9 protein-coding genes and 1 pseudogene are annotated in these 13,618 nt (G+C 70.2%); 9 read left to right on the top strand and 1 reads right to left on the bottom strand.

Annotated features, from left to right (window positions below):
• Positions 1 to 224: 224 nt before the first annotated feature.
• Positions 225 to 1,934, top strand: coding sequence for an L-lactate permease (locus EL340_RS14055; protein ID WP_126415139.1), 1,710 nt, complete (start codon positions 225 to 227; stop codon positions 1,932 to 1,934).
• A gap of 162 nt (positions 1,935 to 2,096) precedes the next feature.
• Here EL340_RS14055 and EL340_RS14050 read toward each other — a convergent pair whose 3' ends face one another.
• Positions 2,097 to 2,750 carry a TetR/AcrR family transcriptional regulator gene (locus EL340_RS14050; RefSeq protein WP_126415138.1) on the bottom strand — a complete coding sequence of 218 codons (654 nt, stop codon included), beginning with the start codon at positions 2,748 to 2,750 and terminating at the stop codon, positions 2,097 to 2,099.
• 204 nt (positions 2,751 to 2,954) lie between these two features.
• Between EL340_RS14050 and EL340_RS14045 the strand changes: the two genes are divergently transcribed.
• From EL340_RS14045 to EL340_RS14010, 8 genes and pseudogenes are all read left to right on the top strand, one after another.
• Positions 2,955 to 3,641 carry a GAP family protein gene (locus EL340_RS14045; RefSeq protein WP_126415137.1) on the top strand — a complete coding sequence of 229 codons (687 nt, stop codon included), beginning with the start codon at positions 2,955 to 2,957 and terminating at the stop codon, positions 3,639 to 3,641.
• A 364-nt stretch (positions 3,642 to 4,005) separates the two neighbouring features.
• Positions 4,006 to 4,836, top strand: a complete 831-nt coding sequence (locus EL340_RS14040) for a (Fe-S)-binding protein (protein ID WP_126415136.1) — start codon at positions 4,006 to 4,008, stop codon at positions 4,834 to 4,836.
• Positions 4,833 to 6,578: a LutB/LldF family L-lactate oxidation iron-sulfur protein gene (locus EL340_RS14035; RefSeq protein ID WP_126415135.1), complete on the top strand. Its 1,746-nt coding sequence runs from the start codon at positions 4,833 to 4,835 to the stop codon at positions 6,576 to 6,578. The genes EL340_RS14040 and EL340_RS14035 overlap by 4 nt, the downstream gene beginning before the upstream one ends.
• Entirely contained in the window at positions 6,578 to 7,228 is a 651-nt protein-coding gene (locus EL340_RS14030) for a LutC/YkgG family protein (protein ID WP_126415134.1), read from the top strand. Before EL340_RS14035 ends, EL340_RS14030 begins: the two co-directional genes overlap by 1 nt.
• A gap of 213 nt (positions 7,229 to 7,441) precedes the next feature.
• Positions 7,442 to 8,935 carry a mannitol dehydrogenase family protein gene (locus EL340_RS14025; protein WP_126415133.1) on the top strand — a complete coding sequence of 498 codons (1,494 nt, stop codon included), beginning with the start codon at positions 7,442 to 7,444 and terminating at the stop codon, positions 8,933 to 8,935.
• A gap of 84 nt (positions 8,936 to 9,019) precedes the next feature.
• Positions 9,020 to 10,045, top strand: coding sequence for a zinc-binding dehydrogenase (locus EL340_RS14020; RefSeq protein WP_126415132.1), 1,026 nt, complete (start codon positions 9,020 to 9,022; stop codon positions 10,043 to 10,045).
• 222 nt (positions 10,046 to 10,267) lie between these two features.
• Positions 10,268 to 11,536, top strand: coding sequence for an alpha-hydroxy acid oxidase (locus tag EL340_RS14015; RefSeq protein ID WP_126415131.1), 1,269 nt, complete (start codon positions 10,268 to 10,270; stop codon positions 11,534 to 11,536).
• A gap of 343 nt (positions 11,537 to 11,879) precedes the next feature.
• Positions 11,880 to 13,494: pseudogene (locus tag EL340_RS14010) on the top strand (peptide MFS transporter).
• The last annotated feature ends 124 nt before the right edge of the window (positions 13,495 to 13,618 follow it).

Genomic DNA, 13,618 nt, shown 5'->3' with positions numbered 1-13,618 from the left:
GTCGGGGCCTGTTGCCCCCAGCGAGACGACCCGTCACTTTGACGCACGATTCTGCGCGAAAGCAGGAATCTACCGACGCACATGGTGCACGAGACACCTTCTCCGTGGCATGATCGTTAGGCCTTAGTACCCAGGAAGAGCATCCAGGAAGCAGCACCGCGGCTGCCAGCCCGGCCCCGTCCGCGACCTGGCCGACTTTCATCAGCACTCACAGTGGAGTAGCCATGACGCCAGCCGTCCTGTCAGCCCTGTCGGCGCACCCGGCGCCGCTCGCCCCCGCCCTGGCGGGCCTGCCCGCCGCCTTCACGCCGTCGACCACCGCCGTGGGCGGCAACGTCTACCTCACCGCCGCGGTGGGCCTGCTGCCGCTGGTGGTGTTCTTCGTCCTCATGGGCGTGTTCAAGGTGGCCACCCACTGGTGCGCGATCATCTCCCTGGCGGTTGCGGCCGTCACCGCCGTGGCCCTGTTCCACATGCCGGTGGGGATGACGGTCATGAGCGCCACCCAGGGCATGGCCATGGGACTCGTCCCGATCGTCTACATCATCATCGCGGCCGTGTGGCTCTACAACCTCACCGACGTCTCGGGCAGGTCCGCGGACCTGCGGGCCGTGTTCAACGCGATCGGCAAGGGCGACATGCGCGCCCAGGCCCTCATCGTGGCCTTCTCCTTCTGCGGGCTCCTGGAGGGGCTGGCCGGCTTCGGCGCCCCGGTGGCGATCGCCGCCGCCATGGTGGCGACCCTGGGCCTGCCCAAGATCAAGGCGGCCGTCGTCGTCATGGTCGGCAACGCCATCAACGTGGGCTTCGGTGCCATGGCCATCCCCACCACCACCGCCGGCAAGCTCGGCGGCGAGGACCCGGTGACGGTCGCCACCGCCATGGGTCACCTGACCTGGGTGTTCTGCGCCTTCATCCCACTCATCCTGCTGTTCATCCTCGATGGGCTGCGTGGCGTGAGGCAGCTGTGGCCGCTGGCGATCGTGGCGGGGCTGGCCACCGGCGTCGGCCACTTCTTCACCCCCTCGATCTCCTACGAGCTCACCGCGGTGCTGGCCTCCCTGCTGGGGCTGGCGGCCTCCTACATCTTCCTGCTGGTGTGGACGCCCAAGACGCCCGAGGAGTTCCGCTCCCACGTGGCCGCCGACGACGCCCCCGACCGCGAGCGCGTCCTGCTGGCCCTGCTGCCCTACATCCTGGTGGTCGTCATCATCGCGGCGACCAAGCTGTGGACCCTGGGCGTCAACCTCGACAAGGTCTTCAAGGCCACCGACCTGCAGGTGCAGTGGCCCGGCGTCTACGGCCAGCTGCTGACCGCTGACGGCAAGCCCGCCAAGAGCGCCGTCTACACGCTCCAGACCCTGTCCAACCCGGGCACCTGGATCTTCCTGACCGCCATCATCGTTACCCTCGTCTACGCGGCGCGCTCCGTGCCCGGCAAGTTCGAGATGAGCGTGGGCAAGGGCTTCAAGACGCTGGCGACCACCTGCTACACGCTGCGCATGGCGATCCTGACGATCGCGGCCGTCATGGCCCTGGCCTACGTCATGAACTTCTCCGGGCAGACCTCCGCGATCGGTGCGGCCCTGGCCGCCACGGGTGCGGCCTACGCCTTCCTGTCCCCGGTACTGGGCTGGGTGGGCACCGCCGTAGCCGGCTCGGCGACGAGCGCGGGCGCCCTGTTCGCCAACCTCCAGGCCACCGCCGCCCAGGGCGCCGGGCTGGACCCGAGGATCCTGCTGGCCGCCAACACGATCGGCGGCGGGCTGGGCAAGATCGTCTCCCCGCAGAACCTGGCGATCGCCTCGACCGCCGTCGACGCCCCCGGCACGGACGCCGAGATCCTCAGGAAGGCGGCCCCCTACTCCATCGGGCTGCTGGTGGTGCTGGGGGCGCTCGTGCTCCTGGCCTCGCAGCTGGGGCTCGGTATCTGAGCCGGCCGTGCGGGGGCCGACGACGCCGAACGCCGTCAGTTCCTGCACGCCCCGGCCGGCCCGGCTGCGGCTTCCTGCACGTCCGCACCCCCGGATCCTCCACGGTCCGGGGGTGCGGACGCGTCTACGGGCTGCGACGTCGTCGCGGACCATCGAGGGGCCTCATAGGCCGTCCAGGATCAGGCCAAGCCCCGAGCGCAGGTGCCCGACCACCTCGTCCGGCTCCGTCGGCGGGGCGTTGAGCAGGTCGAGGGTCAGCCCGTTGACGAGGGCCGTCACCAGGCGGGCCCCCTCGGCGGACGACAGGCCATCGCGCACCAGACCCGCCTGCCGGGCGCCGTCCAGGACGTCCTCGGTCCATGCCCGCATGATCTGAAGCGCCTCCCAGTAGGGGGCCGCCAGCCAGGGCCTGGTGGAGGCGGCAGCCCCGAAGGCGACCCAGGCGGCGGCGTCCTCGCGCTGCACCGCCCCGATCGGCAGAAGCTCGGCGAGAGCCCTCAGCAGGCTCTCCGGCTTCGCGGGGTCGACCTGGTGGGAGGCCACGCGCTCGGCCTGACGCTGGACGGAGCGGACGAGGGCCTCGGTCAGCAGGGCGCGTCGACTCGGCGACCGGTACTGGACGGTGCCCGGGGCGACACCGAGCCGCGCGGCGACGCTGCGCACACTGACCCGGTCGAAGCCCTGCTCGGCGATGATCGCGATGGTGGCGTCCGCGGTCGTGCTCACGGCCGGCGACATCGGGACCTCGAAGACCGACGGCTGGCCCCTGCCCTGCCCCTCGTCCTGATCCGCCTCCCGACCCGTGTTCCGGCCCATGGCGCTGTCCTCCATCCTTCTGCGTCTCCTCTGCGTCTCCGCCTTTGCCTCTGTCCTTGCCTGCGGCCTGCCAGCACCCTATGCGGTCGCTCCCGCGGCACCTCGGGCGTTCCACGGCCAGGTGCCTCACCAGCTTATCTCTCGTACGATCGTATAAGTGTTGCTGTACGATCGATTGGCAAAAGAAAAGAGGGGAGGTACCTCATGCAGCACGCCGTGACACTCGTGGGACTGGCCCTTCTGGACTCCACCAGCCTGGGCACGCTGGTCATCCCACTCGCGCTCGTCGTGCGCAGTCGCCGCGTGGACCGCGGCCCCATGGCCGTCTACCTGTCCACCGTGTGCCTGGCGTACCTCGGCCTGGGCATCGCACTGGTCGCCGGCTTCGAGCTCGTCGGTTCGACCGTGGCGCGCCTGGCCCAGACCCAGGCAGCCCAGTGGGCGACCCTCGTGATCGGCGTGGCGCTGGCGGCTTTCGGCATCCTCAGCCCCGACCCGGCCAAGCCCGACCCCGAATCCGGATCCGACTCCTTGGGAAGCCGCCCTGCCCCTGCCTCGACCGGAGCGATGATCCTCCTGGGGCTGGGAGCGTCCCTGACCGAGGCCGCCACCATGGTCCCTTACCTCGCGGCGACCGGGATCATCGCCTCCTCGCCGGCGTCGTGGCCGGCTCGGATCGTCACCCTTGCCCTGTACTGCCTGGTCATGATCTCACCCGCCCTGGTCCTGCTCGCCCTGGCCGACGCGCTGGGGCAGCACTTCCTGCCACGGCTCGCCAGGATCGCACCCAGGCTGGAGTACGAGGCCAAGGTCACCCTCCTGTGGGTCGCGGCGATCCTCGGCATCCACCTCGCCGGGCGCAGCGCAGCCGACCTGGGCCTGGTGGGGTAGCCCTTCCGACGACGTCGAGTCCCATGGCGGGCAAGACGCGGCCCACAAGGACCGGGACTGATGGCTCGAAGCAGATAACAACAGTGACCCATGACGCAATACGGCCCTGGGACTTACCTCCCACACCCTGCACTAATGACCCTCCCGGGTCCGGCCCACCCCACCGGGAACCGCGTCATCCCACCGGAAAACCCATCCCAGAAAACGGGGCTGACTGCCGGGAGCCCGAGGTTGTCAGATGACCTGCGTCGTCGGGCCGTAGCCTGAGGCACAGCCGAGGCCGCAGCAGATCCCACCCTGACGCAGGCAGTCCGGGTCGGCCCTCGTGAAGACACTGTCACCTACGACGTCGTGGAGGCATATCGTGCGAATCGCCCTTTTCGCCACCTGTCTTGCGGACACCATGTTCCCGCAGGCAGCGCAGGCAACCGTCACCATCCTGGAGCGCCTCGGCCACCAGGTCTGCTTCCCCGAGGGACAGGTCTGCTGCGGCCAGATGCACGCCAACACCGGCTACTTCAAGCAGGCCGCCAAGATCACCCGCAACCACGTGGAGACCTTCTCCCCCGTGCTCGACGGCGAGTGGGACGCCATCGTCATCCCCTCGGGCTCGTGCACCGGCGCGGTCCGCCACGAGCAGGGCCTCGTGGCCGAGCACGTGGGAGACACGGCCCTGGCCAGGCGGGTCGAGCAGATCGCCGAGCACACCTACGACCTCACCGAGCTGCTCATCGACGTCCTGGGCACCGAGGACGTGGGCGCCTACTTCCCGCACACCGTCACCTACCACCCCACCTGCCACTCGCTGCGGATCGCCAAGGTCGCCGACCGCCCCTACCGCCTCCTCAAGGCCGTCGAGGCCCTCACCCTCATCGAGCTGCCCGAGGCCGAGGTCTGCTGCGGCTTCGGTGGCACCTTCTCCATGAAGAACTCCGAGACCTCCACGGCGATGCTCGCCGACAAGATGAGCAACGTGATGTCCACTCGCGCCGAGGTCCTGTGCGCCGGTGACTACTCCTGCCTCATGCACATCGGCGGCGGCCTGTCACGCATCAACTCCGGGGTGCGTATCATGCACCTGGCCGAGATCCTGGCCTCCACCAAGGACGCCCCCTTCGAGGGCAACATCTCCTTCGCCCCCAGGTACGTCCAGCACACCGAGACCTCCCGCTACGCGCAGGCGGTGGCACGATGACGCAGGTATTTCTGGGCATGCCCCGCACGGGCGGCTGGCGCACCGACGTCGAGCAGCCCGAGAACACACTGCGCTGGGGCCACACCTTCCCCGAGGGCGCCCACAGGACGCTGGCCAACACCCAGATGCGCCGCAACCTGGGCCACGCCACGCGCACCATCCGCTCCAAGCGCGCCCAGCGCGTGGCCGAGATGCCCGACTGGCAGGACCTGCGCGACGCCGCCGAGGCCGTCAAGTTCGAGGTGGCCTCCCGCCTGCCCGAGCTGCTGGAGCAGTTCGAGGCCAACGTGACCGCGCGCGGCGGTATCGTCCACTGGGCGCGCGATGCCGCCGAGGCCAACCGGATCATCGCCGGCATCATCGCCTCCAAGGGCGTCGACGACGTCGTCAAGGTCAAGTCGATGGCCACCCAGGAGACGAACCTCAACGAGTACCTGGCCGACCGGGGCGTCACGGCCCACGAGACGGACCTGGCCGAGATGATCGTCCAGCTCGCCGACGACATGCCCTCCCACATCGTCGTGCCCGCCATCCACCGCAACCGCTCGGAGGTGCGCGGCATCTTCCTGGACCGGATGGACGACGCCCCCGACGAGCTCTCCGACAACCCCCAGGAGCTCACGGCCGCGGCCCGCTCCCACCTGCGCAACAAGTTCCTCCACGCCTCGGTGGCCGTCTCCGGCACGAACATGGGCGTGGCCGAGACCGGCACGGTCTCGATCTTCGAGTCCGAGGGCAACGGGCGCATGTGCCTGACCCTGCCGGACACGCTCATCACCCTCATGGGGATCGAGAAGCTGGTCCCCCGCTTCCAGGACGTGGAGATCTTCTCCCAGCTCCTGCCGCGCTCGGCCACCGGTGAGCGCATGAACCCCTACACCTCCATGTGGACCGGTGTCACCGAGGGCGACGGCCCCCAGGAGTTCCACCTGGTGCTCATGGACAACGGGCGCACCAGGACCCTGGCCGACCCGGTGGGACGCCAGGCGCTGGCCTGCATCCGCTGCGGGTCGTGCATGAACATCTGCCCCGTCTACCAGCACACCGGCGGGCACGCCTACGGCTCGGTCTACCCTGGTCCGATCGGCTCGATCCTCACTCCTCAGCTCACCCAGGGACTGGCCGACGACGACCCGGTCCACACCCTGCCCTTCGCCTCCTCCCTGTGCGGGGCCTGCGGCGAGGTGTGCCCGGTCAAGATCGACATCCCCACGATCCTCATCCACCTGCGGGCCCGCTCGGTGGACGTCAAGCGCCGCGCGGTGCCCGACGTGTGGGACGTGGCGATGAACGTCTCAGCACCGGTGATGTCGAAGAGCTCGCTGTGGGCGGCGGCCTCGGAGACGGTCAAGGCCTCGGCGCTGCTGGGTGGCAAGGAGGGCAGGATCGGGGCCCTGCCCTTCCCAGCCTCCCTGTGGACCGGGGCGCGAGACCTGCCGGTGGCGCCCTCGGAGACCTTCCGCCAGTGGTGGCGGCGCACCCACCCCGACGGCCAGACCCCGGTGAGCGGGACCGCGGGCTCCGCCGCCGGACGCGGACACGACGCCGGCGACGGGTTCCCGGCCGACCCGCCGCCTCCCGGTGAGGCGGCCACCGGGCCGGTGCCCGGCAGCGCGGCGGCCGACGGCGAGCCCGCCCCGGCCGCGCTGGACGCGCGCTCGGCCATCGTCAACCCCGAGCCGATCGCCCCGGGCACCGCGTCCCAGGCCCCGGCCGGCTCAACCAGTGAGGAGGAGCTGTGATGGACGCCAAGTCAGCGATCCTGGCCCGCGCCCGCGACGCGATCTCGCGGTCCCAGACCCGGCCGGTGGGGCCCATTCCCCGCAACTACATCCGCTCCGGTCAGAACCCTCCGGGCTCCAAGCCCGTGGTCGACGAGATGATCGAGAAGCTCGAGGACTACTCGGCCGGCGTCATCGTCGCCCCTAAGGACGCGGCGATCCTGGACGCCATCGACGAGATGCTCGGCGAGGCGCGCACCGTCGTCGTGCCCGACGGCCTGCCCGAGGCCTACAAGGAGGCGGCCGCCCGCGGCGGTCGCACCGTGGTGGAGGACTCCCGTAAAGAGGCGATCGCCACCCTCGACCTCAACGAGATCGACGCCGTGGTGACCTGCTCGCGCGTGGGCATCTCGATCTCGGGGACGATCATCCTCGACGGCGAGCCCGACCAGGGCCGCCGGGCCATCTCCCTGGTGCCGGACAAGCACGTCGTGGTCCTGGAGCGCGAGTCGATCGTGCCGACGGTGCCGCAGGCCGTTGACGTCCTGGGCGAGCACCCCACGCGCCCGATGACCTGGATCGCCGGCGGCTCGGCCACCAGCGACATCGAGCTGGTGCGCGTCAACGGCGTCCACGGCCCGCGCAACCTGCGCGTCGTCATCGCCCACTGAGGCTCCCTCACTGAGGTTCGTCAAGCGCAGTCACGGTCCGCGTCACCCGATCGCACACCGGTCGGGTGACGCGGACTCTTGTCCGCCTCGGCGGGAGTTGCGATGCCTGCAGGAGGGGCGCGGGCCGCACCGATGCACGCCCCCTGGTGCTCGCGCTCGTTCCTTTCCCACCTTCGCGTTGTTCACTTGCTATGACAGCAGAAAGGAACACTCATGAACGCCTCCTTGACTGAGTCCCAGCTGGCCCCCGACTACGACCGCTCCGCCATGACCACCGGGATCGTCCACATCGGTGTGGGCGGCTTCCACCGTGCCCACCAGGCCGCCTACCTCGACCGACTCATGCGCCGGCGGAGCCAGGCCGCAACCCCGGAAGGAGGATGCCTGGACTGGGGGATCTGCGGCGTCGGACTGCTGCCCGGGGACGCGTGGATGCGCGACGCCCTGGAGAGCCAGGACCACCTCTACACCCTGCTGCTCAAGCACCCCGGCGGGCTGCGGGACCCGGCGGTCATCGGCTCGATCCACGACTACCTCTTCGCCCCCGACGACCCCGAGACGGTCCTGGCCCTCATGAGCGCGCCGACCACGCGGATCGTCTCTCTGACGGTCACCGAGGGCGGTTACAACGTCGACGACGCCACCGGCGAGTTCCGCACCTCCAGTCCCGGCGCCATCCACGACGCCGAGCACCCGGGCGAGCCGACGACGGCCTTCGGCTACATCGTCGAGGCGCTGCGACGTCGTCGGGAGGCGGGGACCGAGCCGTTCACGGTGATGAGCTGCGACAACCTGCCCGGCAACGGGACGGTGGCGCGCACGGCGGTCGTCTCGCAGGCCGCGATGAGTGACCCGGAACTGGCCGACTGGATCGACGCCAACGTCGCCTTCCCCAGCTGCATGGTCGACCGGATCACCCCGCAGACCACGTCGTCGGACATCGCGGACCTTCAGCGCAGACTCGGCATCCAGGACGCCTGGCCGGTGGTCTGCGAGCCCTTCACCCAGTGGGTGCTTGAGGACGACTTCCCCGCCGGCCGGCCCCCGTGGGAGGAGGTCGGGGTGCAGATGGTCGACGACGTCGTGCCCTACGAGCTCATGAAGCTGCGCCTGCTCAACGCCTCCCACCAGGGGCTGGCCCACTGGGGGCGCCTGCTGGGGATCGAGTACGCCCACGAGGCCGCCGCTGACCCGGACATCGCCGCCTGGGTGCGGGCCTACCTGGAGCGCGAGGCCCGGGCCACGCTGCGCTCGGTGCCCGGGATCGACCTGGACGACTACGTGGACACGCTCTTCCGCCGCTTCACCAACGAGGCGATCGCCGACACGCTCTTCCGCCTGGCGCAGGACGCCTCCAGCCGGATGCCGAAGTTCGTCCTGGGCACGGTGCGCGACAACCTGACCGCCGGCGGGCCGATCCACCTGGGGACGGCGATGGTGGCCGCCTGGGCGCTGGGCGAGGAGGGAGTCGATGAGAGATGCGAGGAGATCGTCATCGACGACCCGCTGGCCGACGAGCTGCTGCCCCTGGCGGCCGCGCAGAGAGCCGGCCACGACACAGCCTTCATCTCCCACGAGGGCGTCTTCGGGGACCTGGCCACCGATGAACGCTTCCGGCGGACCTTCGTCGAGGAGCTGGGCGCCCTGCGCCGCGAGGGCGCCCGAGCGCGCCTGCGGGCCCTGGCCGGCGGTTCCCGGCAGGCTTAGGCGGGCTCGCAGACCCTGCGGTGCGACCAGGCCCCGGCTCCCATGAGGGCCGGGCCTCTCAGAACTTCTCGGGAAAGGACAGGTATGCGGGCCATCGTGCGTACCGGCGCCAGCGCCACCAGCAGTCACGACGGCGCCGCCCAGGCCGGGCCCGGCACGGAGATCAGCATGGAGATGCGGGAGGTGCCCGCTCCGCGGCCGGGGCCCGACGAGGCCGTCGTGGAAGTCGTGGCGGTGAGCCTGAACTTCGGGAGCCTGGCCTACGGGGAGCTGGCCCGGCCGGGCACCGTCCTGGGCGCCGACGGGGTCGGCCTCCTGCGTCACGACCCGAGCGGACGCCTGCCCACCCAGACCCGGGTGGCCTTCACCAGCCCTCACGGCACCTGGGCCGAGCGGTCCGTGGTTCCCTGCGACAGCCTCGCAGAGGTTCCGCCGGCCGTCAGTGATACCGACGCCGCCGCCCTGCCCGGGGCCGGGTTGACGGCCCTGCAGGCAGTGGACACGCTTGAGGCCGCACTGGACGGGCTGGCCGGCAGGAGCGTCCTGGTCACCGGGGCGGCAGGAGGGGTCGGAGGCTACGCCGTCCAGCTGGCCAAGCGCGCCGGAGCGGCGGTGACGGCCGTTGCCCGCTCGGTCGAACGTCAGGAGCACGCCAGGAGACTCGGAGCCGACCGGGCTGTCGGCTCCGTGGAGGCCGCCGAGGATGCGGGTGCCGCAGGGACTGCGGAGGCCGGGACGAGCGGCGTCGGCTTTGACGGGGTGATCGACACGGTCGGCGGGGAGGCGCTCGCGGCCGCCTGCCGGGTGGTGGCGCCCAGCGCGCTCATCCTCAACGTGGGCCACGCCTCCGGCCAGGCGTCTCTCATCGATGTCGAGGCCATGAGGCGTCGCGCTCCGGGGGCCCGGATCGACGCCTTCGTGTGCACCGATGTCAGCGGGCGGGCGCTGTCGCGGCTGCTGGCAATGGTGGCGGCCGACGAGCTCGAGGCCAATGTCGGGCGGACGCGCCCCTGGGGCGAGTACCGACAGGCCGTGCGCGAGCTGCTGGGGCGGAGGTCGGTCGGCAAGACGGTTCTGACGGTCTCATCACCGTCCCCGGCGGCCGAATAGAAAAAGGCGAAGGCGGCGGCCCTACTCGGCCGGGTCCCCTGCAGGCAAACCGACCATTCCCCGTCATTGCAGGGATTGCTAAGGCTTACCTTGCTTTGGTGACCTTTGTCCCATAGCATGAGGTGGTTCGTGGGCCTCAGGGCTGAGCCATGGAGGCCGGCCGTGCTCACGAGCGCTCCGCACCGCGGAGCGTCCAGAATCCGACTCACTGATGAGGTTCCTATGGTCAAGCGTCAGCTTCCCAACCCGAGCGAGATCTTCGAGCTGCTGCACTTCAAGACGCCCGAGCTCAACCCCAAGCGCCGACGCCTCGAGGCCGCGCTGACCACCTGGGACCTGCGCAAGATCGCCAAGCGGCGCACCCCGGCCGCGGCCTTCGACTACACCGACGGCGCCGCCGAGGGCGAGGTGTCGCTGCGCCGCGCCCGCCAGGCCTTCCGCGACATCGAGTTCCACCCCGACATCCTTCACCCCGCCGTCGACGTCGACACCTCCTGCGAGATCCTCGGCGGCCCCTCCGCCATGCCCTTCGGCATCGCCCCCACCGGCTTCACCCGCCTCATGCAGACCGAGGGCGAGATCGCCGGGGCCGGGGCCGCGGGCGCCGCCGGCATCCCCTTCACCCTGTCCACCCTGGGCACCACCTCCATCGAGGACGTCAAGGCCGCCAACCCCCGCGGGCGCAACTGGTTCCAGCTCTACGTCATGCGCAAGCGCGAGATCTCCTACGGGCTGGTCGAGCGCGCCGCGGCCGCCGGCTTCGACACCCTCATGTTCACCGTCGACACCCCCGTGGCCGGGGCCCGCCTGCGCGACAAGCGCAACGGCTTCTCCATCCCGCCGCAGATCACCGCCGGCACCGTCATCGACGCGATCCCCCGCCCCTGGTGGTGGTTCGACTTCCTGACCACCCCCAAGCTGGAGTTCGCCTCCCTGAAGTCCACCGGCGGCACGGTGGGCGAGCTGCTCGACAACGCCATGGACCCCACCATCAGCGACGAGGACCTTCAGGTCATCCGCTCCATATGGCCCGGCAAGATCGTCATCAAGGGCGTTCAGACCGTCGAGGACTCCAAGCGCCTCATCGACCTGGGCGTCGACGGCGTTCTGCTGTCCAACCACGGCGGGCGCCAGCTCGACCGCGCCCCCGTCCCCTTCCGTCTCCTGCCCGAGGTGGTTCGCGAGGTCGGCAAGGACGCCACGATCATGGTCGACACCGGCATCATGAACGGCGCCGACATCGTGGCCGCCATCGCCCTGGGCGCCAAGTTCGGGCTCGTGGGCCGCGCCTACCTCTACGGGCTCATGGCCGGCGGCCGCGAGGGCGTGGACCGCATGATCGAGATCCTCTCCGACGAGGTCATCCGCACCATGAAGCTCCTGGGCGTCTCCAGCCTGGACGAGCTCGAGCCGCGTCACGTCACCCAGCTGACCCGCCTGACCCCGGTGCGTCCGCAGGTCAAGGCGGCCGCCGACGTCGTCGCCCGCTGAGTCCGGCCGGAGCGATCAGTCCGGACCCGCCTGTATCAGCCGGTCCTGACCAGCCCTCCCCCTGCCCTCCGCCGTGCGGAGGAATCCCTGCGGCCGCCCTCGGGCGGCACCCGGTGGCCCCGGGCAGACAGCCCCGAAGCTGTCTGCCCGGGGTCACCGGCACTCTGCGCCGGAAGCATGCCGGAAACAGACTGCCCGCTATCGTCGCGGCAAAACCACATATCTTGTCGGCGACAGGTCTGGACCTCCTCCCGCACTCCGCGCACCATGGACCACCCGGCGCCCTGGATCGGATCACCGCGGTCGGCGCGCACCGCCACCGCTCATAGGAAGGGACAGCGCCATGGCACAGTCCACGCCAGGCCCCATCTCAGGCCCAGCAGCAACGGTCGACGACCTTGCGGACGACCTTGCGGACGAGGACGCCCAGCCGGGGCGTCTTATCTCCAGCCGGTGGCGGCCCGCCGCCCTGCGCACCACGCCGTCGAGACAGGACCGTGGGCTCTTCGGCCACCCCAAGGGCCTGCCGTGGATGCTCAACGTGGAGATGTGGGAGCGCTTCTCCTACTACGGGATGCGCGCCATCCTGCTGTACTTCATCACCGACACCGTGGCCAACGGCGGCCTGGGCCTGAGCGACAACTCCGGGCAGGTCATCCTCGCCTCCTACGGCGGCCGTCTACCTGCTGGCGATCCCCGGCGGCATCTTCGCCGACCGCATCATCGGGCCGTGGCTGTCCACCCTCTACGGCGGGGTGGTCATCATGGCCGGCCATATCTGCCTGTCCATCCCCGTGGTGGCCACCTCCTGGCTGGGGATCGTCCTGGTGGCCGTGGGCACCGGCTTCATCAAGCCGAACCTGACGACGATCGTCGGAGGCCTCTACCGATGACGACATCCGCCGTGACGCCGGCTTCCAGCTGTTCTACATGTCCATCAACGTCGGCGCCTTCGCCTCACCCCTGCTGACGGGTGGCTGCGCAACCACTACGGCTACCACGCCGGCTTCTCCTCGGCCGCCGTCGGCATGGCCTTCGCCCTGGCGGCCTTCGTCTACGGGCGCCACAAGCTCTCCGCCTTCGCCTTCACCGTCCCCAACCCCATCCGCCCCGAGGAGCGCCGGCGCCTCCTGCTGGGCTCCCTCGGGGTCCTGGCGGCTATTGGTGTCCTGGTGGCGCTCCTCCAGGTGGTCACCGGCAGCCTGGTGAACACCGTCGCCACGGCGGGCCTGCTGGTACCGGTGGGCGCCGCAGTGACCTACTTCGTGGTCATGTTCCGCTCCCCGAAGGTGACCGCCCGCGAGCGCACTCACCTGCACGCCTACATCCCCCTGTGGATCGGCGCGGTCCTGTTCTTCATGATCACCGAGCAGGCAGCTGGCAAGATGGCGACCTTCGCCGAGTCCAACACGGACCTGCGGCTGCCCCTTTTCGACTGGTCGACCACCGCCGAGGCCTACCAGTCCGTCAACCCCGCCGCGATCGTGCTCCTGGCCCCGCTGATCGGCATGCTCTTCACCCGCCGGGCCGGCAGGTTCCCCTCGACCATCATGAAGTTCGTCATCGCGGTGCTCATCGTCGGGCTCTCGGCGCTCATGCTGGGTTACGGCTTCCAGATCTGGCCGGGCGGGCAGCACCTGTCCCCCTGGTGGTTCCTCGCGCTGGTCTACGTCATCCAGACCGTGGCCGAGCTCTTCCTGACCCCGGTCGGCCTGGCCACGACGACGACCCTGGCCCCCAAGAGCTTCGCCTCCCAGGCGATGGGGCTGTGGTGGCTCAGCGTCGCCGCCGGGCAGGGCGTCGCCGGGTTCATCATCGCCCAGACCGAGGACATCTCCGACTCCACGTACTACTACGGCCTGGGCGTGGCCACGCTGCTGATGGCCCTGGTCCTGTTCGCCGTCGCCCCGTGGACGCAGCGGCAGATGGCCGACGTCGAGGCGGCAACCGCCGAGTAGGCGCCACGAGATCCTCCCGCGTTGTCCTCCGACATTCTCCCCCGACCGACCGCACGGTCGGGGTAGGGTTCACGGGTACCTGTGGTTCGTGCCGGACAGTGACGGTCCGGTTGCACGTCTCACC

The sequence above is a fragment of the Actinomyces viscosus genome, from assembly GCF_900637975.1.
Taxonomy (GTDB): Bacteria; Actinomycetota; Actinomycetes; order Actinomycetales; family Actinomycetaceae; genus Actinomyces; species Actinomyces viscosus.
Note: the sequence above shows the minus strand (reverse complement) of the source record. Positions and strands in the feature narration are given on the sequence as shown.